General features: G+C 64.5%; 18 protein-coding genes and 1 tRNA gene. 13 read left to right on the top strand and 6 right to left on the bottom strand.

What is annotated here, in order from left to right; all coding sequences use genetic code 11:
• The first annotated feature begins 21 nt into the window (after window positions 1-21).
• From ABIC32_RS13070 to ABIC32_RS13055, 4 genes are all read left to right on the top strand, one after another.
• The gene (locus ABIC32_RS13070) at window positions 22-1398 is read left to right on the top strand and encodes a formimidoylglutamate deiminase (RefSeq protein ID WP_354074459.1); all 1377 of its coding nucleotides are present in this window, start codon (window positions 22-24) and stop codon (window positions 1396-1398) included.
• Window positions 1395-2120, top strand: a complete 726-nt coding sequence (hutC, locus tag ABIC32_RS13065; RefSeq protein WP_354074458.1) for a histidine utilization transcriptional repressor HutC — start codon at window positions 1395-1397, stop codon at window positions 2118-2120. Before ABIC32_RS13070 ends, hutC begins: the two co-directional genes overlap by 4 nt.
• Window positions 2117-3310 carry an imidazolonepropionase gene (hutI, locus tag ABIC32_RS13060; RefSeq protein WP_354074456.1) on the top strand — a complete coding sequence of 398 codons (1194 nt, stop codon included), beginning with the start codon at window positions 2117-2119 and terminating at the stop codon, window positions 3308-3310. Before hutC ends, hutI begins: the two co-directional genes overlap by 4 nt.
• 62 nt (window positions 3311-3372) lie before the next feature.
• Complete coding sequence (locus tag ABIC32_RS13055) at window positions 3373-6777, top strand: DNA methyltransferase (protein ID WP_354074455.1); 3405 nt, start codon at window positions 3373-3375, stop codon at window positions 6775-6777.
• Between the two features lie 2 nt (window positions 6778-6779).
• Here ABIC32_RS13055 and ABIC32_RS13050 read toward each other — a convergent pair whose 3' ends face one another.
• Together ABIC32_RS13050 and ABIC32_RS13045 are read right to left on the bottom strand one after the other, a co-directional pair.
• Window positions 6780-7157, bottom strand: a complete 378-nt coding sequence (locus tag ABIC32_RS13050) for a response regulator (protein WP_354074454.1) — start codon at window positions 7155-7157, stop codon at window positions 6780-6782.
• Window positions 7154-8650 (bottom strand): sensor histidine kinase, encoded by a 1497-nt coding sequence (locus ABIC32_RS13045; protein WP_354074453.1) that lies wholly within the window; start codon window positions 8648-8650, stop codon window positions 7154-7156. The genes ABIC32_RS13050 and ABIC32_RS13045 overlap by 4 nt, the downstream gene beginning before the upstream one ends.
• Before the next feature lie 131 nt (window positions 8651-8781).
• On the opposite strand from ABIC32_RS13045, the gene ABIC32_RS13040 reads away from it, so the two are divergent.
• Window positions 8782-10302, top strand: a complete 1521-nt coding sequence (locus tag ABIC32_RS13040) for a carboxylesterase/lipase family protein (RefSeq protein ID WP_354074452.1) — start codon at window positions 8782-8784, stop codon at window positions 10300-10302.
• 9 nt (window positions 10303-10311) lie between these two features.
• Here the strand turns inward: ABIC32_RS13040 and gor are convergent, their stop codons facing one another.
• Window positions 10312-11694 carry a glutathione-disulfide reductase gene (gene gor / locus ABIC32_RS13035; RefSeq protein ID WP_354074451.1) on the bottom strand — a complete coding sequence of 461 codons (1383 nt, stop codon included), beginning with the start codon at window positions 11692-11694 and terminating at the stop codon, window positions 10312-10314.
• Between the two features lie 88 nt (window positions 11695-11782).
• Window positions 11783-11858, bottom strand: a tRNA-Lys gene (locus ABIC32_RS13030).
• Window positions 11859-12012: 154 nt separating this feature from the next.
• Here ABIC32_RS13030 and ABIC32_RS13025 point away from each other — a divergent pair.
• Both ABIC32_RS13025 and ABIC32_RS13020 read left to right on the top strand, forming a co-directional pair.
• The gene (locus ABIC32_RS13025; RefSeq protein ID WP_271041297.1) at window positions 12013-13425 is read left to right on the top strand and encodes an amino acid permease; all 1413 of its coding nucleotides are present in this window, start codon (window positions 12013-12015) and stop codon (window positions 13423-13425) included.
• Window positions 13425-13778: an Hpt domain-containing protein gene (locus ABIC32_RS13020; protein ID WP_045811245.1), complete on the top strand. Its 354-nt coding sequence runs from the start codon at window positions 13425-13427 to the stop codon at window positions 13776-13778. Before ABIC32_RS13025 ends, ABIC32_RS13020 begins: the two co-directional genes overlap by 1 nt.
• Window positions 13779-13993: 215 nt before the next feature.
• On the opposite strand, the gene ABIC32_RS13015 is transcribed toward ABIC32_RS13020, so the two are convergent.
• Entirely contained in the window at window positions 13994-14326 is a 333-nt protein-coding gene (locus ABIC32_RS13015) for a chorismate mutase (RefSeq protein WP_091747140.1), read from the bottom strand.
• A 41-nt stretch (window positions 14327-14367) separates the two neighbouring features.
• Window positions 14368-15183 carry a ferredoxin--NADP reductase gene (locus ABIC32_RS13010; protein ID WP_354074450.1) on the bottom strand — a complete coding sequence of 272 codons (816 nt, stop codon included), beginning with the start codon at window positions 15181-15183 and terminating at the stop codon, window positions 14368-14370.
• A 109-nt stretch (window positions 15184-15292) separates the two neighbouring features.
• On the opposite strand from ABIC32_RS13010, the gene ABIC32_RS13005 reads away from it, so the two are divergent.
• From ABIC32_RS13005 to egtB, 6 genes are all read left to right on the top strand, one after another.
• Window positions 15293-17542 carry a S9 family peptidase gene (locus ABIC32_RS13005; RefSeq protein ID WP_354074449.1) on the top strand — a complete coding sequence of 750 codons (2250 nt, stop codon included), beginning with the start codon at window positions 15293-15295 and terminating at the stop codon, window positions 17540-17542.
• Entirely contained in the window at window positions 17476-18969 is a 1494-nt protein-coding gene (locus ABIC32_RS13000) for an amidase (RefSeq protein ID WP_354074448.1), read from the top strand. Before ABIC32_RS13005 ends, ABIC32_RS13000 begins: the two co-directional genes overlap by 67 nt.
• Window positions 18970-19041: 72 nt before the next feature.
• A complete protein-coding gene (locus ABIC32_RS12995; protein WP_039243605.1) occupies window positions 19042-19320 on the top strand; it encodes a SemiSWEET family sugar transporter in 279 nt (92 codons plus the stop codon).
• Window positions 19321-19406: 86 nt separating this feature from the next.
• Window positions 19407-19712 (top strand): SCP2 sterol-binding domain-containing protein, encoded by a 306-nt coding sequence (locus ABIC32_RS12990; protein WP_039243606.1) that lies wholly within the window; start codon window positions 19407-19409, stop codon window positions 19710-19712.
• A 105-nt stretch (window positions 19713-19817) separates the two neighbouring features.
• On the top strand, window positions 19818-21029 hold the full coding sequence (locus ABIC32_RS12985) for an acyl-CoA dehydrogenase family protein (protein WP_295184701.1): 1212 nt from the start codon (window positions 19818-19820) through the stop codon (window positions 21027-21029).
• A gap of 102 nt (window positions 21030-21131) precedes the next feature.
• On the top strand, window positions 21132-23291 hold the full coding sequence (gene egtB / locus ABIC32_RS12980) for an ergothioneine biosynthesis protein EgtB (protein WP_354074587.1): 2160 nt from the start codon (window positions 21132-21134) through the stop codon (window positions 23289-23291).
• The last annotated feature ends 12 nt before the right edge of the window (window positions 23292-23303 follow it).

The following is a 23303-nucleotide window of genomic DNA, read 5'->3' as shown; positions in this document are numbered from 1 at the left end:
GTAACGACACGGACCTGTCCAGTGACCCTTCAGCCGCAGCCCGTGGATCGCACCCTCTGGTTCGAGGCGGCCCTGCTGCCGGACGGCTGGGGGCGCGATGTCCGCATCGGCATCGCGGGCGGGCGGATTGTCAGTCTGGAACCCGGCGTGGCGCGCAGCCCGGCGAACGAGGGGGGCGGTGTCGCCCTGCCGGGCGTCGCCAATGTCCACAGCCACGCCTTTCAGCGCGCCATGGCGGGCCTGACCGAAGCGCGCGGGCATTCGGACGACGACTTCTGGACGTGGCGTGAGTTGATGTATCGATTTCTAGATCGGGGCGGTCCGGAAGAGATCGAGGCCATCACCGCTCTGGCCTTCATGGAAATGCTGGAGGGCGGTTTCACCCGCGTCGCCGAGTTCCATTATCTGCACAACGACCCATCCGGCGCGGCCTATTCGGACCGGGCCGAGATCGCTGCGCGGATCGTGGCGGCGGCGCAGGCGACGGGGATCGCCCTGACCCTGCTGCCGGTCTTCTACGCCCATGCCGGGTTCGGCGGACAGCCGCCGGCGCATGGACAGCGGCGCTTCATCAACGACCTGGACGGTTTCGCCGATCTGGTCACCCGATGCCGGGCCCTGGCCGCCAATCTGCCCGACGCCGTGGTCGGGGTCGCGCCGCACAGCCTGCGCGCCGTCAGCCCGGATGAACTGACGGCCATACCTGCGCTGGCGGGCGACGGTCCGATCCATACCCATGTCGCCGAACAGACCAAGGAGGTCGCGGACTGCCTGGCCTGGTCTGGCGCGCGGCCGGTCGAATGGCTCCTGGCCAATGCGCCGGTCGATTCTCGCTGGTGCCTGATCCACTCCACCCATGTGACTGAAGCCGAGTGGCGCGGCGTCGTGGCGCGCGGCGCCGTCGTCGGCCTGTGCCCGATCACGGAGGCTAATCTGGGCGACGGCGTCTTCCCGGCGGTCGATTTCACGCGCGCCGGCGGGCGGTTCGGCATCGGAACCGATTCCAACGTGCAGATCGGCGTCGCAGAGGAACTGCAAATGCTGGAATACAGTCAGCGGCTGGCGCTTCGCGGTCGCGCGGTGATGGCGGACCCTGAACGCTCGACGGGCCGCGCCTTGTTTGATCGCGCGCTGGCGGGCGGCGTCCAGGCGACGGGCGCGGCATCGGGGCTGAGCGTCGGGGCGTCGGCGGACATCGTATCGCTGGATACAAGCGGCGTCGCCTTTGCGGGACGGTCGGGCGATGCGGTGCTCGACAGCTGGATTTTCGGCGCGCCGACGGGCTCGATCCGTTCGGTGTGGCGCGCGGGACGGGAGGTCGTGAAAGACGGCCGCCATATCGCCCGAGACGGCATTGTGGCGCGCTATCGCAAGGCCTTGTCGGCGGTGTTGGGGTGAGTCTGCATCGCCGCATCTACGCCGACCTGGAGGGGCTCATCCTGTCCGGCGAGCTATCGCCCGGCGACCGCATTCCGTTCGAGCATGAGCTGACCGAGCGCTACGGCTGTTCACGCATGACGGTGTCCAAGGCCATTTCGGAACTGGCGGGGCGGGGGCTGGTGACGCGCCGACGTCGCGCCGGCACCTTCGTCGCCCAGCCCAAGGCCCACGCCGCCGTCCTGGCTATTCCCGATCTGCGGGCCGAGGTGATCGAGCGCGGGCAGGCTTACGGCTACGTCCTGCTGGAGCGGATCGAACGCGAGCCGGACGGCGAGGACGAAGTCGAACTTGCGTCAGGTGGTCTTCTGCTGGATCTGACCTGTCTGCACAGCGCCGACGGCGCGCCCCTGGCCTTGGAACACCGGCTGATTGCGCTCGGCGCGGCCCCTCAAGCCAGAGGCGTTGATTTTCATACGGTTCCGCCGGGAAGCTGGCTCCTGGACTCTGCGCCGTGGACCGAGGCGGAGAACCGCATTGCAGCGATCGCGGCGGACGCCCGCGCTGCCCGCCTGTTGGAACTCAAGCCCGGCGCCGCCTGCCTGTGCGTCGAGCGGCGGACATGGCGGGACGGGCAGGGGGTGACGCGGGTGTGGCAGACCTTCCCCGGCGACCGCTACGATCTCGTTGCGCGCTTCTCGTCAGGCCGTTCACCCGTTTTGGCCAAGGAACCTCGCCGATGAAGGCCGACCGTCTGCTGATCGACTGCCATGTCGCCACCATGGTCGAGGGACCGGTTCCTTACGGCGCGATACAGGACGCCGCCGTGATCGTCGCCGATGGCCGCATCGCCTGGGTGGGACCACGCGCTGACCTGCCGGCCATAGAGGCGGCTGAAACCCAGCGGCTGGATGGCCGATGGATCACGCCTGGCCTGATCGACTGCCACACCCACCTGGTGTTCGGCGGAGACCGTTCGGCCGAGTTCGAACAGCGGCTGGGCGGCGCGACCTATGAGGAGATCGCGCGGGCCGGCGGCGGCATCGTCTCGTCCGTGAAGGCCACGCGCGCCGCGTCGGAGGATGACCTGTTCGCTTCCGCCATGACGCGTCTGGCGGGGCTGAAGGCGACGGGTGTCACCACCATCGAGATCAAGTCCGGCTATGGTCTGGACCTTGAGACCGAGCTGAAGATGCTGCGTGTCGCGCGTCGGATCGGGCGCGAGGGCGGCGTGCGGGTTCGCACCAGCTATCTGGGCCTGCATGCCGTGCCGCCTGAATATCGCGACGACCGGGCCGCCTATGTTGATCTGGCCATCGACGAGATCCTGCCCGCCGCCCATGCCGAGGGCCTGGTCGATGCGGTCGATGCCTATTGCGAGCCCATCGCCTTCTCCACTGCAGAAGTGTCGCGTCTCTTCGACAGGGCGCGCGCACTGGGGCTGCCGGTCAAGCTGCACGCCGACCAGTTGTCGAACGGAGGGGGAGCGGCCCTGGCGGCGCGCTATCAGGCTCTGTCCGCCGATCACATCGAACATACGACCGAGGAAGGCGTCGCCGCCATGGCCGCCACGGGCGTGGTCGCCGTCCTGTTGCCCGGCGCCTATCTGATGCTGCGCGAGACCAAGGCCCCGCCCATCGATCTCCTGCGCCGCCACGGCGTGCGCATGGCCGTCGCCACCGACTGCAACCCCGGCACCTCGCCTGTCGCTTCCATGACCGCCGCGCTGAACCTCGCCTGCGTTCAGTTCCGTCTGACGCCGGAAGAGGCCCTGGCCGGCGCGACGCGAGAGGCTGCGCGGGCGCTGGGTCTGTCGGGTGAGATCGGCACCATCGAAAATGGCAAAGCCGCGGGTTTGGCGATTTGGGACATCTCGCGGCCTGCTGAACTCTCCTATTGGTTAGGCAAGCCAACTCTTATCAGCAAAATGTAATCATCGGTTGTGGCCGCTTAAAACACACGCTAAAGACGCATTCTTGCTTTGGGGTGCGACTTATGGATGTGGACGACTTCATCAGGGTTTGGACGAACGCCTCGGCTTCAGAACGGCAGGCAGCACAGTCCTTTGTTATTCAACTCTGCAGGGTTCTTGGCGTCGCCGCTCCTAACGACGAAAAGGTCGGCGACCCCGATTACGGGTTCGAACGGATCGTAAGGTTCCGTCACGACGACCGCAGCTCCCATTGGGGCTACATCGACTGCTATCGTCGCGAATGTTTCGTGCTTGAAGCGAAACAGACAGCCAAGCGGTTGGCCAACAGTCCTGACAAGCAGCAGATGAAGTTGGTCGGGCCCGACATTGTCGAACGAAAAATGGAGAAGGCTCGGGCCCAGGCAAAGGGCTATGCGCGAGCACTGGACGAATGGCCGCCGTTTCTCATCATGATCGACGTGGGGCGGACCATTGAACTCTGGTCCGACTTCAGCCGGATGGGAAAGACCTACCTCCAGTATCCAGACCGCGAAAACTACCGGATTGCGCTTTCGGATCTACGCGATCCCAAGATCAGGAAGCGCCTGGCGGCCGTATGGAGCGATCCCATGTCGCTGGACCCTGCGAGGCGTGTGGAGGAGGCGACGACAGAAGTTGCTGCGCTTCTGGGACGCCTCGTTCAGTCCTTCCGAAAACGCTTCTCGTGCGAAGCAGGGGCAGCGAACGATCCGGTTCATCGCGCAGCATGGGAACGGCGCGTGGCCGTCTTTGTGATGCAGTGCGTTTTCGCCATGTTTGCTGATAGCGTTCAACTGATCCCGGATCGAGCCTTTGGCGAGTTCCTGAAAAGCTATCAGGGGGCTGCGCAGAACTTCAGCAAAGCGATCAGTCAGGTGTTCCGCACGATGGATACAGGGGGGTACTGCCCGGTCCTTCGATGCGACATGCTCTGGTACAACGGCGGCTTGTATGCCGAAGACGCGGCGATCGCGGTTTCGGAAAGCGAGCTGGACATTTTGTGTCAGGCTGCGGCCTGCGACTGGGCGAAGGTCGAGCCTGGGATCTTTGGCGCGCTGATGGAAAATGCTTTGTCCGCCGAGGAGAGGGGCGAGCTTGGAGCGCATTACACGCCAAAGGCCATGGTCGAGACGTTGGTCCAAGCGACCATCATGGATGTGCTGCAGGACGAGTGGGAAGCAACGAGCGTACAAATCGATAAGCTTGAACGGGAGGGATATCTTCGCAAGGCCTGTGAGCTGGCGAAGTCTTTTCACAACGCCTTGTGCCACATCACAGTGCTTGATCCTGCCTGCGGGACGGGCAACTTCCTTTATATCGCCATGGACAGGATGAAGGGCCTTGAGGGCGAGGTTGTTGAGCGGCTGGCGTCGCTGGGTGTTTCGCAGCGCGTGCTTGAGACAGATGGATTGTCGGTCGGCCCACGTCAGTTCATGGGCATCGAGAAGAACCCCCAAGCCGTCTGGATAGCCACCGTCGTCATGTGGATCGGCCATCTACAATGGCATTACCGGCACTCGGGCCAGGTGCTTACGTCCAATCCAGTTTTGAAGAATTACTGCGTCATCGAGCAGGGCGATGCGATCTTGCGGACAACCGAAATCCCCTGTTCATCATCGAAAGACGGCGTACGACACATTGAACCGTTCGCGCCAACATGGCCAAAAGCCCACTTCATCATCGGAAATCCCCCCTTTATCGCTGGGAAGAATATTCGCGACGAACTGGGCTCTGATTACGCCGAGGCGCTCTGGGCGTCTCGTGGAGAGCGGTTTCGGTCTGCCGATATCGTCACAGTTTGGTGGGATCGAGCGGCGGAAATTCTTATCGAAGATGCCGCGAACCGAGGTCCGTTCGATGACCTCCATGGTTCGCTTAGAACCCAGTCCATGCCTGCGCCGGCATTGCAGCGTTTCGGTTTTGTGACGACGAACTCAATCACTCAAACATTCTCACGCCGCGTCATTGAGGAGAGGCTTCATGGCGACGTGCCGATCCGATTGACGTTCGCCATTGCTGATCATCCTTGGATTAAGGGTAGGGGCGCCGCAGCCGTCAGGGTGGCGATGCTGGTCGCAGAAGCTGGCCGTCCTAATGGGCGGGGGAGGCTGCTGACGGTTGCGCGGGAGAGCGCGGAAGGCGTGACCTACTCAGAAGCCAAAGGCGATATCGGCAGCGATCTCACGCTTGGGCGCGGGGTCGAACGAACCGTGCGCCTGAAGGCCAACGAGATGCTGGCTTACCGTGGCGTGCAGTTGATGGGAGACGGCTTCCTGATTGCTTCGGAGAAAGCCGCTGCATTGGCGAACCAATCGATCGATCGACAGACGGCGCCCCTCAGGCTCTATCGCAACGGCAAGGATTTGACGGACCGCTCGCGGGACCTTCAAGCCATCGATCTGTACGGATGGTCACAGGAAGAGGCCATCCGACAGCATCCCGGCTTCATGCAGCATTTGATGGAAACAGTGAAACCGGACCGGGACGCTAACAACAGAGCGTCTTATCGTGAAAACTGGTGGGTTTTCGGCGAGCCGAGAAGAGAACTTCGTCAGGCCTTGAAAGGATTGTCGCGCTTCATTGTGACGGTAGAGACGTCCAAACATCGTTGGTTCCGGTTTTTGGACGCCTCGATATTGCCGGATAATCGGCTGGTCTGCATCGCGTCTGACGCCCCTTTCGTGCTGGGCGTGCTGTCATCCAGGATCCATCGGGTGTGGGCGCTAGCCGTCGGTGGAAAGCTCGCAGATCGACCTGTCTATTCTAAGGGAATGTGTTTCGACCGCTTTCCCTTCCCCAACGCAAGTCCATTGCTGCGTGAAGAAGTCGCCACCGTTGCTGAGGGCCTGGACGATCTTAGATCCCGCGTGCTGGGCCAAAATGCTGACCTGACGATGACGGGCCTGTACAACGTGATGCAAAAAATCCTGGCCGGCGTAGCGCTTACCGAAAATGATCGAACCATCCGGCAAGCAGGATGCGTGGACCTGGTTTTGCATATGAGCCAGCGTTTGGATGCGCTGGTTTTGCAAGCTTATGGATGGCCCTCTGATCTCGTTGACGAGGCCGTCATTTCACACCTGGTGGCGCTCAATCAAAGCCTAGCAGCTGAGGAAGACGCGGGACAGATTCTTTATCTTCGACCTGACTACCATGCAGGTAAGTCTGCCAAATTCCGCAAATCACACCCATCGATGCAGAAAGAGGCGCCCACTTCTCGTCCGATCTTACCATCTGACGAAATCGCGCGGATTATGACCGTGTTGGAGGTGATGCGCGGGGAGGGGCGACCGGTGGACGTCGAACATCTCGCATCCTGTCTCGAGATTCCAAAGGGCGCGAAAGCGGTCGCCGAAAACCTACGACACACTCTGGATGTTATGACGGCCGCCGGCAGTATTTACAAAACGGACAAAGGCTGGTTCGCGCCGCGGCGGATGCCGAGTTAGGGTCAGGCCTCGGCGACGCCCATGGCCTTCATCAGGGCGTCGCGGATGGCGGCTTCGGTGAAAGGCTTCTGGATCGTGGGTTGGCCGCGCCATTCGTCGGGCAAACCGCCTTCGCCGTAGCCAGTTGAAAAGACGAACGGCACGCCGCGTTCCTTCAGCGCCTTGGCGACGGGAAAGACCTGACGACCGGCGACGTTCACGTCCAGCAGTGCGGCGTCGAGATTTTCCGTCTCTCGAGCCAGTTTTCGACCTTCATCCACATTGGAGGCGGGACCGATCGGCACGCATTCCATGTCTTCCAGAATGGTTTCCAGAAGCATGGCCACGAGGGATTCGTCCTCGACCACGAGGACACGGCGACCGGTCAGAGGTTGAGTCATTGTGCGGCCGTCCTGTCCAGTGGAACCGTCAGTTCCGCGATCAATCCATCGGCGGCGTAGACCAGATCGATCTCGCCCGCCAGATCATGTCGAATGTTTCGTTCGATCAAACGGCTACCGAAGCCTCTTCTTTCCGGAGCCGTAACCTTGGGGCCGCCGATTTCGCGCCAGCTCAGCTTCAGTTTCCGGTCGCGCTGATCCGCTAGGCCCCAGTCAATGAGGATGCGACCGTCCGGGGTATGAAGCGCGCCATATTTGGCGGCATTCGTCGCAAGCTCATGGAAGATCATGCCCAGAGACAGGACGACGGCGGGCTCCAGCGACACCGGCGGGCCATTCAGGCTTATGCGGGTCGGCCCGTAAGCTTCAGTCTCATGCTCCAGGATGGCGCGCAGGTCGGCACCCTCCCAATGGCTTTGCGTCAGCAGATTGTGGGTGTGTGACAGCGCCATGATCCGGGACTGGAAGGTCTCGGCGAAGCTGGTTGGATCGGTGTTGGAGCGGGCCGTCTGAATGGCGATGGATTGGACCGTGGCCAGGGTGTTCTTCACGCGGTGGTTCAGTTCGTCGATCATCAGCTTCTGACGCTGCGCGGCCAAGACGTTTTCGGTGATGTCGTGGCCCTGAACGAAGATACCCACGACCGCGCCCGCATCGTCTCGGATCGGTTGATAGATGAAGTTGAGATAGACGGTTTCGAGCAGCCCGTCGGGCTTGCGCTGCAGTTGGGCCGCGCTTTCGCGGCCTTCATAGGGTTCGCCTGTGGCGAAGACGCTATCGAGAAACTCGTAGAAGCCTTGGCCTTCCAGTTCCGGCAGGGCCTGCCTGACGGGCTTTCCGGCGATATCCCTGTGACCGATGAGTTGGCTGTAGGCGTCGTTATGCATCTGGAACCGGTGATCCGGCCCGGACAGGATGGCGACGAAGCCGGGCGCCTGCATGAACATTTCAACGAGACGATTGCGCTCGGTCTCGAGGCGACGATTGTCCTCCTGCACCGACTGGGCGCGACGCAGGACCGAGCCGCCGACGATGGCGTCCAGCGCGGTGGTCGGCTCATCCGGGCGGATGACGGGCGCCAGGTCCGTCACATCCGTGGTGTGCTGAAGCAGCATGACCACTTCGCCGTCGGCGTTCAAGATGGGCGTATGGGTGGCGCTCCACAGACGTTCCTCAAAACCCTCGGTGCCGTCAGCTAGCACTCGAGGCATCGAAAAGCGCACCACGGCGAGATGATCGCGTTGACGTGTGTCTCGCGCCTTTTCAAGCGAGGCGCGCACCTGTCTAACATTCTCAGGGGCATCGGATCCGGGGCCGGAGTCAAAGGCGGCAAAGAGAGGCTGACCCAGCACATCGCTGCGCTTGGCTCCGGTCACATCCATATAGGCCTGGTTGACCTCGGCGATGCGTAGGTCAGGCGTAATCAGCACGTATGGATTGGGCGAGGCTTCAAAAGCCGCGCCCAGATCGACGGTCAGGTCGCTTGATTTCACTGTTTCGTTCAACGCCTACCCCGCACAGCTTGGCGATAACGCGCCATATCGAAATCGGTTCTCTCGTCGCGTGTCGTGAACTGTGATCGTAAGATTATTGGCGCGCCGCCGTAATTTGCTAATCAGCGCGCATGACAATCGCCGGCGTTTTCGCCACCCTCTCGCTCATGATGGCGCCCGCAGCCGACCAGCCCACCGTCCGCATTCCGCAGGGCGTCCTGAACGGACGCGCCGATGCCGAAGTGGCGGCGTTCAAGAATATTCCCTATGCCGCGCCGCCGACGGCCGAGCGGCGTTGGCGACCGCCCGGCCCCGCGCCGACCTGGCAGGGCCAGCGCGACGCCTCGGCCTATGGCCCGCTGTGCATTCAGGCGCCCCCGAATGGCGACCCTGGCGTCGGTCCCTTGCCGATGAGCGAGGATTGCCTGAACCTGAACGTCTGGCGGCCCATCAGCGCGGCTCAGCCCGCGCCGGTCATGGTCTGGATCCACGGCGGCGGCCTGGTGAACGGGTCGGGAACCGCGCCGCTGTATGATGGAACCAACCTGGCCAAGCGCGGCATGGTCGTGGTGACGCTGAACTATCGGCTGGGGCGGCTGGGCTTCTTCGATCATCCGGCGCTGGCGGCCGAGCGTCCGGCAGGCGAGGCGGCGGGGAATTACGGCCTGATGGACGTGACGGCGGCGCTGAAATGGGTGCGCGCCAATATCGCGGCCTTTGGCGGCGACCCCAAGAACGTGACCATCTTCGGCGAATCGGCGGGCGGGGCGATCGTCACGCGGCTGATGATTTCTCCGCCGGCGCGCGGTCTGTTCGATCGGGCGATCGTTCAGTCCGGCCTGGGGCGGGAGTTGCAGACGCCGCTGGACCGCAAGGGCGCCTATGGCGCGCCTTCAGCGCGGGAGCGCGGCGAAGTCTGGGCCTACGGCGCGGGACTGCGGACGGCGGCGGATTTGCGCGCGGCGCCGGCCGATCTGTTCCTGACGCCGCCGCCGGTCTTCGCCAACGGCGACCTGACGCTGATCGACGGGCGGATCGTGCCGTCCACCGTCGAGGCGGCGTTCAAGGCGGGGCGGCAGGCCCCAGTGCCCTTCATCATCGGCAGCAACAGCGCTGAATTCTGGTGGATGCGGCCCACGGATCGCAACGGCTATGGTCAGATCGACGACGACATGACCTGGCTTGAGCGCGCCGACGCGGTTCAAGCCTATGGCGGGCTGGAGGCCTTCGACAAGCTGGCGATTACGGATCTGGTGTTCTCCGAGCCGGCCCGGATGCTGGCGCGGCTGCATACCAAGGCGGGCCATCCGACCTGGCTCTATCGGTTCGATATCTCGTCGCCGCAGAACCCAGAGCCGCATGGCGGCGCGACCCATGCGATCGAGCGGCCCTATGTGTTCGGCACGTTGAACACCCTGCCGTATCCGGTCGAGGATCGGGACCGAAAGGCGTCGGAGGCGATGATGAGCTATTGGACCGCCTTCGCACGCTCGGGCGATCCCAACGGCGTCGGGCGGCCGCGCTGGCCTACGGCGACCCGTGTGGACACCCGGCTGATGAACTTCGGCAATCGGGGACCGGCAGTGACGCCCGTGCCCTTCAGCGCCCGGCTGGACCTGCTCGAGCGGTTCCGCGAGCGGCCCCGGCCCTAGGAGCAAGCGTCAGCCGGCGGAGGTCGCGCCCGACTGCTTCTCCTTCAGCGTGACCAGCTCTTCGGCCATGGTGGGGTGGACGGCGCATGTGGCGTCCCACTGGGCCTTGGTCAGGCCGGCCTTCACCGCGATCGCGGCCAGCTGGATCATCTCGGGGCTGTCGGGGCCTACGATGTGAACGCCGACCACGCGCTGGCTGTCGGCATCGACCACCAGCTTCATCAGCACCCGTTCATCCGAGCCGGTGAAGGCGTATTTCATGGGCCGGAACCGGGTGACATAGACATCGACGCCGTTCGAGCAGGAGCGGCGGGCCTCCGCCTCGCTGAGGCCCACGACCCCGACCGGCGGCTGACTGAAGACGGCGGTAGCCACGGCCTCGTAGTCGAAGTGCTGGGGATTGTCGCGATAGACGGTCTGATGGAAGGCGACGGCTTCGCGGATGGCCACGGGCGTCAGGTTCATCCGATCAGTGACGTCGCCGATGGCCCAGATGTTGTCCGCCGTCGTCCTGGAATGGGGATCGACCTTGATGGCGCCCGCTTCATTCAACTCGACGCCTGCGTTCTCCAGCCCCAGATCCTTCACGTAAGGGATGCGGCCGGTGGCGAACATGACGACGTCCGTCTCCAACTTCATCCCGTTTTCGAGGTGGTTGACGAGGCCGGTATCGGTCTTTTCGATCTTCTCGTGCTGGCAGCCCAGGATGACCTTGATGCCGCGCTTTTCGATCTCTCCGGCCAGGTGTGCGCGCACATCGTCGTCGAAGCCGCGCAGGATGTTGGGGCCGCGATAGATCAGGGTCGTCTCCACGCCTAGGCCCGCGAAGATGCCGGCGAACTCCACCGCGATATAGCCGCCGCCCGCGATCAGGATGCGCTTGGGCAGCTCCGGAAGGTGGAAGGCTTCTTCGGACGTGATGGCGTGCTCGATCCCCGGCAGTTCGTCCGGCTTCCAGGGGCGGCCGCCCGTGGCGATCAGGATATTCTCGGCGGTGATGGTGCGATCCTTGCCGACGATCTCGACCGTGTGGGCGTCTTTCAGGACCGCCCGCCCGTGGACCAGTTCGACCCCGGCCTTGCCCAGATTGGCGGCGTAGATGCCCGACAGGCGCGCGATCTCGACGTCCTTGGCTTCAAGGAAGGTGGGCCAGTCGAACTTCGCATTGTCGAACGACCAGCCGTAGCCCTCGGCGATCTCGAGCGTGTGGCTGACTTCGGATGCCATGACCATGAACTTCTTGGGCACGCAGCCGCGGATCACGCAGGTGCCGCCGACACGATATTCCTCGGCGACCGCGACCTTCTTGCCATCCAGCGCCGTCAGCCGCGCCGCCCGCACCCCGCCCGAACCGGCGCCGATGACGAAGAGGTCGTAGTCGTAGTCGGCCATAGGTCGGATTCCGTTCAGCGGCAGGCATCGGCATTTAAGCCACGCCGCGCGAAATCCAAGAGGTTGTTGGGAAGCTAGGGAAAGACGATGGTGGGTGATGTAGGGTTCGAACCTACGACCCGCTGATTAAGAGTCAGCTGCTCTACCAACTGAGCTAATCACCCGACCGATCGTCTGCGTCTTCGGGGGCGAGGCCTTGCCGAAGGGCGCTCCTACTACCCAGAGGTTCGGGGGTTGGCAAGCGCTTTCGCAAACTTTCTGCGACGGAGTATGGTCCCCGTGGAATCAGCCGCGGCAAGCGGCGGGGGAGCGAACATCATGGCCTTCTGGAACCGGCGTCGATCGATCGACACCATGATGGCGCCGCACGACGGACCGCGGCTGAAGCCGACGTTGAGCTGGCCGCACCTGCTGGCCCTGGGCGTCGGGGCGATCGTCGGCACCGGCATCCTGACACTGATTGGGGTTGGGGCGGGGTTGGCGGGTCCGGCCGTTTTGATCAGCTTCGGCCTTGCGGGACTGGTCTGCGCCTGCGCGGCCCTGGCCTATGCCGAGCTGTCGACAATGATGCCGACGGCGGGCAGCGCCTACACCTATTCCTACGCCGTGTTGGGCGAGCTGATCGCCTGGGTCGTGGGGTGGAGCCTGATCCTTGAATATTCGCTGGTCGTCAGCGCCGTGGCGGTGGGCTGGTCCGGCTATGCGGTCGGTTTCTTGAGCGGACTGGGGATCGATCTGCCCACGGCGCTGGTCGCCGGGCCGCATGCGGGGGGCATCATCAACCTGCCGGCCGTGGCCATCATCGGGGTGGTGACGGGCCTGCTTCTGCTGGGCACCAAGGAGAGCGCGACGCTGAACGCGGTGCTGGTCCTGATCAAGATCGCGGCCTTGGTGGTGTTCGTCGCCATCGCCCTGCCGGCGTTCAAGCCCGAGCATTTCACGCCCTTCATGCCCAACGGCTTTGGCGCGCCCTTCGTCCAGACCGGGGTGATGGCCGCGGCGGCGATCATCTTCTTCGCCTTCTATGGTTTCGACGCGATCTCGACGGCGGCGGAGGAAACCAAGAAGCCCGAGCGAGACCTGGCCATCGGCATCGTCGGCTCGATGCTGATCTGCACGGCGCTGTATCTGGTGGTCGCGGCCGCAGCCATCGGCGCGCGGCCGGTCGCGACCTTCGCCAGCAGCCCCGAGCCGCTGGCCCTGATTCTGCGTCAGATGGGGCAGGGGACGGCGGCTCAGTGGATTGCGGCGGCGGCGGTGATCGCGCTTCCGACCGTGCTGCTGGCCTTCCTGTTCGGCCAGAGCCGCATCTTCCTAGGCATGGCGCGCGACGGCCTGTTGCCGCGTCGCCTGGCGAAGGTGTCGAGCCGGGGCGTGCCGGCGGTGGTGACGGTGTTCACCGCCATCGTCGTGGCGATCCTGGCGGGGCTGTTGCCGCTGGACGAGTTGGCGTCGCTGGCCAACGCCGGGACGCTGGCGGCCTTCTGCTCGGTCGGGGTTTGCCTGATTGTGCTGCGCATCCGCGAGCCCGGTCGCAAGCGGGTGTTCAAGGCGCCGCTATGGCCGGTCGTTGGAGCGGTCAGCGTGATCGGCTGCCTGGTCTTCTTCCTCAGCCTGAAGCCCGTGACGCAGATCGGCTTCGTGGTCTGGAACGTGGTCGGCGTGGCGATATATCTGCTCTGGTCCTCGCGGAACTCGCGCCTCGCCAAGGGCGAGGAGACGGCGGCCTGATGGCATTGCGCGATCTGACGGGCGCCGTCGATTTCGCCGTGCTGAACGGCATGACGGGCGGGGACGACGCCATCAATGAGGAGGTGTTGGGCCTGTTCGTCAATCAGGCCGGCCTGTGGTCCGTCATGCTGGATCCCAAGGTCGAGGGCTGGCGCGACGGGGTCCATACGATCCGAGGCGCGGCGGCGGGCATCGGCGCGCGAGACCTGGCGGCGATCTGCGCCGAGGCGGAAGCGGTGGATCAGAAGCTGGCCGCGCCGGCGGTTGAGCGGGTGCGCGATGCTTTGGAAGCGGCGCTGGCCGATGTCGCGGCCTATCGGCACGAACTTATGCTGCGCGGTCTCAAGGGCTGAGGCGAAGCGGACGAAATTGCACTGCACTCCGAAAACGCGTGCAAAGTGCAAGAAAGTGCAATTTCCAGCAGGCGAGGCACGTCGCGATTTCAAAGACCGGACGCCCATTATACGGCGCCCGGAAAGAGCGGCAGGTCGATTGACGCTGCAGCGACTCAAGGTCTCGAAATCAGGTAGAACTTCCTACGCAAATAAGATGGCCGGCGTGCGCCGTCCTAGCTGCGCGTGCGGTCGTAGGTCGCGAACTCGTGGGCGATGCAGCGGTCGATGAGCAGGCGCCAGACGGGTTCGGCGATGTCGGGTGACAGATCGTGGGCCTCGGCCGAGACCAGAACCTTGGCGACCACGTCGTCGATGCGAGCTTGGTCGAAGACGGCGTCGCGGTCGGGCTTGATGCGGGCGGCGGCGTCCATGTAGCGCTGACGCTCGGCCAGCAGGGCGACCAGGGCGCGGTCCAGGGCGTCAACGCCCTGGCGGACCTCGGCCATCGACTGGCATTCGGCGGGATCGACGCGCGCATCGACGGCGACAAGAGCAGGCTTTGACATGGGCGTGGGGTTAGCGGGTCAGGCCGCTCAAGCCAAGGCCGTCAACCGACGAAGGCCCGCTCAAGCACATAGTCCGCCGGTTCAGCGTTGGAGCCTTCCTTGAGGCCATAGGTCTCCAGCAGTTCGCCGGCTTCCTTGATCATGGCCATGGAGCCGCACAGCATGGCGCGGTCGCGGGCGGGGTCGAACCCTTCGGGCAGGCCCAGGTCCCGGAAGAAGTCGCCGGACTTGATGCGGTCGGTAATCCGGCCCGGCGTCTCGAACGCTTCGCGGGTGACCGTCGGATAGTAGGTCAGCTGGGCCTTGGCCTCGTCGCCGATCAGAGGATCGTCGTGGATCTCGCGGGTGAAGAAGTCGCGGTAGGCAAGGTCGGCGACGCTGCGGACCGTGTGGATCACATAGACATGGCCGAAGCGGGAATAGGTCTCTGGGTCGCGCGCGACGCTGAGCCAGGGGGCCAGACCCGTGCCGGTGCCGATCAGGAACAGGCGCTCGCCGCCAGTCAGGGCGTCCAGCACAAGGGTGCCGGTCGGCTTCTTGCCCGTCAGAACGGTGTCGCCGGGCTGTATCTTCTGCAGGCGCGAGGTCAGCGGGCCGTCGGCGACCTTGATCGAGAAGAATTCCAGCTCCTCGGCCCAGCAGGGGCTGGCGATGGAATAGGCCCGCAGGACAGGCTTTCCGCCGTCTTCGCCGGGCAGGCCGATCATCACGAACTCGCCCGAGCGGAAGCGGAAATCCTCGGGCCGCTTGACGCCGAAGCTGAACAGGCTGTCGGTCCAGTGGCGCACCCACAGAACCTCAAGCTCGTTAAACGGACTGGCTTTCACGGGGGCGGGGGAGAGGGCGGCGTCTGTCATTGTGCCGTCTCTCTAATCTGAGAACCCCTCGCAGGGAAGGACAAGCCGTTCACCCGGCGACGACATTTCCTCGTGACGACTTGCAGAAGCACCGCTAGCGTCCCGACCCATGCGCACCCTTCTTCTCGCCTCGACCATCCTCCTGTCCGCCAGCTCGGCGCTTGCGCAGGAGACGCCCTCCAACATCCTGACGCCCGAGCGGGTGTTTTCCAGCCCCAGCCTGAACGGGCCGGTGGCCAAGGGTGTCAGCCTGTCGCCTGACGGCCAGTTGGTCGCCTTCCTGCGTTCGCGTGAGGACAATGTGGACGTGCAGGACCTGTGGGCCGCGCCGACGGGCGAGGGCGAACCCTACAAGCTGATCGACGCACGGGCGCTGGTTCCCGACGCCGGCGAACTGTCGGAAGCCGAAAAGGCCCGGCGCGAGCGGATGCGGATCAGCGCGCGCGGCGTGGTCGAATATTCGTGGGACCAGCAGGGCCGCTACATCCTGGCGCCGCTGGAAGGCGACATCTTCCTGGCGTCTCGGGCGGACGGCAAGGTGCGCCGCCTGACCGAGACGCCCGCCGACGAGATCGACGCCAAGGTGTCGCCGAAGGGCAGCTACGTCTCCTATGTCCGCGATCAGAATCTGGTCGTCTATGATCTGGCGAGCGGCAAGGAGACGCCGATCACCGATGACGGCGCGGGCCTGATCACCTGGGCCACGGCCGAGTTCATCGCCCAGGAGGAGATGGATCGCGACACCGGATACTGGTGGAGCCCCGACGAGCGCTACATCGTCATGACGCGGGTGGACGAGAGCCCGGTCGATATCGTGCCGCGCTTCGAGATCACCGGCGGCGGCGCGACGATGGTCGAGCAGCGCTATCCTCGCGCGGGGCGACCCAATGCGGTGGTCGAACTGTATGTGCGCGACCTGCAGGGCGGCGGACGGGTCAAGGTGGACCTGGGATCCAACACCGACATCTATCTGGCGCGGGTGAACTGGTCGGGCGACGGCAAGACCCTGTATGTCCAACGCCAGTCGCGCGACCAGAAGACACTGGACCTGCTGAGCGTCGATCCGACGACCGGCGCATCACGCGTGATCCTGAGCCAGAAGGCGCAGGCCTGGGTCGATCTGAACGACGACTTCCGCGTCCTGTCTGACGGCCGGTTCATCTGGTCCAATGAGGATTCGGGCTGGCGGCACCTGTATCTGTACGACCGCAACGGGCGACGCCTGCGGGCCATCACGCGCGGCGACTATCCGGTCAAACATCTGGACGGCGTCAACGAGCAGACCGGAGATGTCTATTTCACCGCCTCGATGCGCGACGGCAAGGAACTGCCGATCGAGCAGCAGATGTTCCGCGCCAATCTGAACCGCACGGTCGATCCTGTCGCGGTGACGCCGGGCGGCGGCTGGTGGACGGTGTCGGTTAACGGGCCGGCGACGGCCTATGTCGGCAACTATTCGGACCCGGCGACCCCGACGCAGTCGGCGCTGTACCGCATCGACGGCACGCGCGTGCGCTGGATCGAAGAGAACAAGCTCGACGCCAGCCATCCGTTCGCCCCTTACGTCTCGCGCCTGCGCACGCCTGAGTTCGGCACGATGCAGAGCCATGGTCAGACCTTGGTGTGGCGCATGACCACGCCCCCCGACTTCGATCCGTCCAAGAAGTATCCGGTGGTGATGCAGGTCTATGGCGGCCCCGGCACCGGGGCAGGCGTGCAGAAGAGCTGGCAGCCGCTGACCAACCAACTGCTGACCGAGGCGGGCTACATCGTCTTCCGCGTCGACAATCGCGGCGAAGGCGACCGGTCGCAGGCGTTCGAGACCAGCATCTATCGCCGTCTGGGCATTCCGGCCGTCGAGGATCAGGCTCAGGCCGCGCAATGGCTGAAGACCCTGCCTTACGTCGATGCCGACCATATCGCGGTGATGGGCTGGAGCTTTGGCGGCTTCCTCAGCCTGCTGACCCTGACCGACAAAGACGCCGGCCTGGCCTCGGCCCTGGCGGGCGCGGCGCCGACGGAATGGAGCCTGTACGACACCCACTATACCGAACGGTATATGTCCACGCCGCAGGCGAACCCGGAGGGCTATGCCGCCACCGACGTCCTGCCGCGACTGGACGACATGACGGGGCGGCTGTTGCTGCTGCACGGCATGGCCGACGACAACGTCATCTTCGGCAATGCGACGCGCGTCATCGACGCCTTGCAGGCCAAGAGCGTGCCGTTCGAAATGATGCTCTATCCCGGCCAGCGGCACGGCGTCCGCGGCGATCCGAGGCAACTGCAACAATGGCGCACCTATCTCGACTTCCTGGACCGCACGATCGGCAAGCGGGCCGAACCCAAGGCCGACTGATTCTGGCGGCTGCGGTCGCGCTGGCCCTTGCGGGCTGCGCGACCGGGCAGGGCGCCTATCCAACTGCATCCGCCGTGGTCGCGGCGGGGCGGGCGAACGACAGCGTCCATTCGGTGCTGGTCTGGACCGCGACATCACCTAGCCGGGGCGTGTCGGCGATTTCCGGCATGCCGATCCTGCTGAAGGACAATATCGAGACGGCGGACATGCCGACCACCGCCGGATCGTTGGCGCTGGCGAATAATGCGCCGGGACGGGACGCGCCGTTGGTCGCGCGCCTGCGCGCCGCTGGGGCCGTAGTCGTCGGCAAGACCAATCTGTCGGAATGGGCCAATATCCGGTCGTCGGACTCGATCAGCGGCTGGAGCGCTGTCGGCGGCCAGACGCTGAATCCCTATGACCCCGCGCGCACGCCTTGTGGATCGTCGTCCGGCAGCGGGGCGGCGGTGGCGCTGGGGCTGACGCCTGTCGCCATCGGAACGGAGACGGACGGGTCGATCACCTGCCCGGCGTCGGTCAACGGCGTGGTCGGGTTCAAGCCGACCGTTGGCCTGGTCTCGCGCACCCACATCGTGCCGATCAGTCATTCGCAGGACACGGCCGGGCCGATGGCGACCACTGTCAGGGATGCGGCCAGGGTGTTGACGGTCATCGCCGGGTCCGATCCGGCCGATCCGGCGACGGTCGAGGCCGATGCGCACAAGGTCGACTACGCCGCCGAGCTGGACGCCAACGCGCTGCGCGGTGCGCGGATCGGGGTGATGCGGTTCTTGAAAGGCTACTCGCCCGAAACGCAGGCGGTGTTCGAGCAGAACCTGAAGGCCTTGCGCGATGCCGGCGCTGTCCTGGTCGATCTGCCGGATGGACCGGACGGCCGGATCATAGGCGCGGCCGAGTTCAAGGTGCTGCTCTATGAGCTGAAGCACGATCTGAACGCCTATCTGGCCTCGACGGACCCGGAGCAGGTCCGCACCCGCACCCTGGCCGACGTCATCGCCTTCAACGCCGCCGAACCGCGCGAGACGGTGCTGTTCGGTCAGGACATCTTCGAGCGCGCCCAGGCGATGGGCGATTTGACCGACGCTGACTATCTGGAGGCGCGCGCAACCTCGCTTAGGCTGGCGGGGGCTGAGGGCATCGATCGACTGATGAGGGACAATGGCGTGATCGCCCTGATCGCGCCTACCACGTCGCGCGCCTGGACCAACGATCCCAAGGACGACGACGATATGCAGGGATCGGCCAGCCGACTGGCCGCCGTCGCCGGCTATCCGCACCTGACCGTGCCGATGGGCTTTGATCGGGGAATGCCCGTGGGGATCAGCTTCCTCGGCGGGAAGTGGGACGATGCGCGCATCCTTTCGCTGGGTTACGCCTTCGAACAGGTGACCCAGGCCAGACGGCCGCCGCCTGGCGTTCGACGCTGACATCCTTTGGGGCGGCCGCCGAGAGAGCGGCATGTGCAGATTTAGCCTGAACGTCACGTCGATGATCGCGGCATGAGCGACCTGATCGCCAATATCGTCGGCTCAGCGGCTGCGATCTGCTCGATCACCAGCTTCGCGCCTCAGGCGGTCAAGATTTGGAAGGAGCGCGACGCGTCGTCGGTCAGCTTGAAGACATACTCCCTGACGGTGACCTGCTTCGTGCTGTGGGTCGTCTATGGCGTCATGACGCAGGCTTGGCCTGTCACGGTCGCCAACGCCTGCGCCCTGGTGATGGCGTCGGGCGTGCTGGTGATGAAATGGCGGTTCCGCGACGGCGATCCGGAGAAGTGATCAGACCTTTCCCCGACGTGATCTTGGCGCCCCCGCCGATGCGGGCTAACCCGTAGTTCACAACGTCCAACAGGGAGACGCCCCCAATGCCCGATCTCGCACAAGTCACCGAACACATCCGCGGCGCCGTTGGCGACAACTCCGGCCTCGGCAAGACCGTCAAGCTCGACCTCGGCGACGAGGGCAAGATCTTCATCGACGGCGCCTCGACGCCGAACACGGTGACGAACGAGGACAAGCCCGCCGACGCCACCGTCTCGATGAAGTGGGATGACTTCATGGCTCTGTCGGAAGGCAAGCTGGATCCGATGATGGCCTTCATGCAGGGCAAGCTGAAGATCGCCGGCGACATGATGATCGCCCAGAAGCTGGCTCCGCTGCTGAAGCGCTGATGCCGGTCTGAACGACCAGTTATGGCGGCGCGGCTCCCGACCAGGGGCCGCGCCGTTTTCGTATCGAGCGCTCGACAGAAGCGCGAACGGGAAAGAGGAAACGACATGGACTTCAAACATTCCGACCGCGCCCTGGATTGGCACGCCCGCGTCCGTCGCTTCCTGGACGAGCAGGTCATCCCGCGTGAAGCCGAATATTTCGCCCAGGTGCGCGAGGATTCGAACCGTCAGCCGCCGGTCATGGAGACGATGAAGGCAGCCGCGAAGGAAGCCGGACTGTGGAACATGTTCCTGCCGGGCGACCACGGAGCGGGTCTGACCAATCTGGAATACGCGCCGCTGGCCGAGATGATGGGGCGGCATCTTTGGTCGGCCGAGGTGTTTAACTGCAATGCCCCCGACACCGGCAATATGGAGGTGCTCCATATGTACGGGAACGCCGAGCAGCAGGCGCGCTGGCTGAAGCCCCTGATGGCGGGCGAAATCCGTTCGGCCTTCCTGATGACCGAGCCTGAGGTCGCCTCGTCCGACGCCACCAACATCCAGACCCGGATCGAGCGAGACGGCGACCACTATGTCATCAACGGCCGCAAATGGTGGTCGACCAATATGGGCCATCCGAATCTGGCCGTGACCATCGTCATGGGCAAGACAGACCCCGACGCCGCATCCCACGCCCAGCAGTCGCAGATCATCGTGCCGGCCGACACGCCTGGCTTCCGCGTCGAGCGGATGCTGTCGGTGTTCGGCTATGATGAAAAGCCGATCGGCCATGCCGAGGTCGTGCTGGAGAACGTCCGCGTGCCGGTCGAGAACCTGATCGCGGGCGAGGGCAGGGGCTTCGAGATCGCCCAAGGGCGGCTTGGCCCGGGCCGTATTCACCACTGCATGCGCACCATCGGTGCGGCCGAGCGGGCGCTGGAACTGATGGTGACGCGGCTGCTGAACCGGACGGCGTTCAAGAAGCAGTTGGCCGAGCATTCGGTCTGGGAACAGCGCGTCGCGGAGGCGCGCACCAACATCGAGATGTGTCGCCTGTTGGTGCTAAAGGCGGCTTGGATGATGGATCAGGCGGGAGCCAAGAACGCGCGCTCCGAGATCGCCCAGATCAAAGTCGCCGCGCCAAAGATGGCTTTGCAGATCATCGACGACGCCATTCAGGCGTTCGGCGGCGCCGGTGTTTCGGGCGACACGCCCCTGGCTGAGCTTTACGCGGGTGTCCGCACCTTGCGCATCGCCGACGGCCCGGACGAGGTCCATAATCGCACCATCGCGCGGTTGGAATACGCCAAACATGGCGGCCGCCCGATGCGCTGATATGTGATCCCGAACGCCAAGTGCTTGGGAACCTTGGTCTTGTTGGTGCGTTTGTTCGGCACTGACAAGGCGCTGGGGCTGGTGTCGGACGGGACAGCTGACATGAATGCGCGCTCCGAGCCCGACCCGCGGGTTGCGTCAGACGTGGCGCAGTTCAAGGCCGTTCGCGCGCGCATGATCGCTCTGGCTGAAGGTTTGTCTGCCGAGGATCTGTCAGCTCAGTCGATGGCGGATTGCAGCCCAGGGAAATGGCATCTGGCGCACACCAGCTGGTTTTTCGAGGCGATGATCCTGTCGTCCGATCCCGGATACCAGCCCGTCGATCCGCGTTTTCAGCAGCTGTTCAACTCCTACTATGAGGCTTTGGGTGAGCGGGTCAGGCGGGACCAGCGCGGGCTGATGACTCGCCCCTCCGTCGATGAGGTCCTGGCCTATCGCCGAGAGATCGACCGCCGCATGGTCGCCTGGCTGGCGCAGGGCGAGACCAGCGGCCATCAACGCTATCTGTTCGAGCTGGGTCTGCACCACGACCAGCAGCATCAGGAGCTTTTCCTGATGGATGTGCTGAACCTGATGTCGCGCTCTCCGCTCGACCCCGCCCCCTATGAGATTGAGCCCAGAACCGAGCCGCTTCAGATCAGGCGCGGCGGAACGGTAGCATTTGACGGCGGTCTGGTGACGATCGGCCACGACCAATCGGACTTCGCCTTCGACAATGAGGGGCCTGCGCACCGCGTCTGGCTGGAGCCGTTCGCTCTGGCCGCGGATCTGGTGACGAACGGCGACTGGATCGCCTTCATCCAGGATGGCGGCTATTCGCGTTCCGAGCTGTGGCTGTCGGACGGCTGGGCGACGGTCAAGGCTGAGGGCTGGACCGCGCCGCTGTATTGGCGTTTGGCGGATGGCGACTGGACCGTGATGGGTCTGACGGGGCGTAAACCTGTCGATCCTGCTGCGCCGGTTCGCCACATCAGCTTTTATGAGGCCGACGCCTTTGCCCGTTGGGCCGGCAAGCGACTGCCGTCCGAGGCGGAATGGGAACATGCCGCCGCCTCTTCGCCTGATGCGTTCTCGAACCTGGCTGGCGAAGTGTGGCAGTGGACGTCCAGCGCCTATGCGCCCTATCCCGGTTTTCAGCCGACGCCGGGCACCGCCGCCGAATACAACGGCAAGTTCATGGCCAATCAGATGGTGCTGCGAGGCGGATCGTTAGCCACGCCGCCGGGCCATGACCGCATCACTTATCGCAACTTCTTCTATCCCCAACAGAGGTGGGCCTTCATGGGTTTGAGACTGGCTGAAGATCGGACCGTGGCGCGAGACGCCGCCGCGGACGACGCCCAAACCGCCGCCTTTCGAAAGGATATGATCGAAGGGCTGTCGCGCGCGCAAAAGGCCGTGCCGCCGAAGTGGTTCTATGACGCAGATGGGTCGCGCCTGTTCGAAGACATCACCGTGCTGCCCGAATACTATCCGACCCGGCAAGAAATGGCGCTCTTGCACGATCGCGCGGCGGAGTTGACGGCCGACTTCGGCCCCGATGCGGTGCTGGTCGAGTTTGGATCCGGCGCCAGCGAGAAGACGCGGATCTTGTTGGACGCCGCTGTCGATCTCGGCGCCTACGTCCCCCTCGACATCAGCGAGAGCGCTCTGATGGACGCCGCCATTCGCGTCCGCGCTGACTATCCGACGCTGCGCGTGCAGCCGGTTCTGGGAGACTTCGAGCAATTGGCGCCGCTGCCCGATGACCTGCCGTCGGGGCGACGGATCGGTTTCTTCCCCGGCTCGACCATCGGCAATCTGCAACCGGACGAGGCCGAAGCATTCCTGGCCGCGGCGCGTCGGATGCTGGGCGAGGGGGCGTTGTTCATTCTGGGCGTCGATCTGGTCAAAGACCCTGCGATCCTGGTCGCCGCCTATGACGACAGCCAGGGCGTGACGGCGGCCTTCAATCGCAATGTTCTGATCCGCGCCAATCACGAGTTGGATGCTGATTTCGACGTGGAAGCCTTTGTTCACCGCGCCGTGTGGAATCCTGACGCCTCGCGCATGGAAATGCATCTCCAAGCGATCGCGCCGACGATCGCGCGCATCGGAGATCGGACATTCCGCTTCATGACCGGCGAGACGATCCACACCGAAAGCTCGCGCAAGTTCACGCCTGAATCGATCCAGACCATGGCGGCCGCCGCCGGCTGGACGGTCGTCCGCATCGACACCTCTCCAGCGCCGAGCGTCGCCTTGGCGGTCCTGCGCGCCTGAGCCGAATGCGCG

Origin of the sequence: Brevundimonas sp. 1080 (assembly GCF_040545985.1) — a bacterium.
Lineage (GTDB): Bacteria > Pseudomonadota > Alphaproteobacteria > Caulobacterales > Caulobacteraceae > Brevundimonas.
Note: the sequence above shows the minus strand (reverse complement) of the source record. Positions and strands in the feature narration are given on the sequence as shown.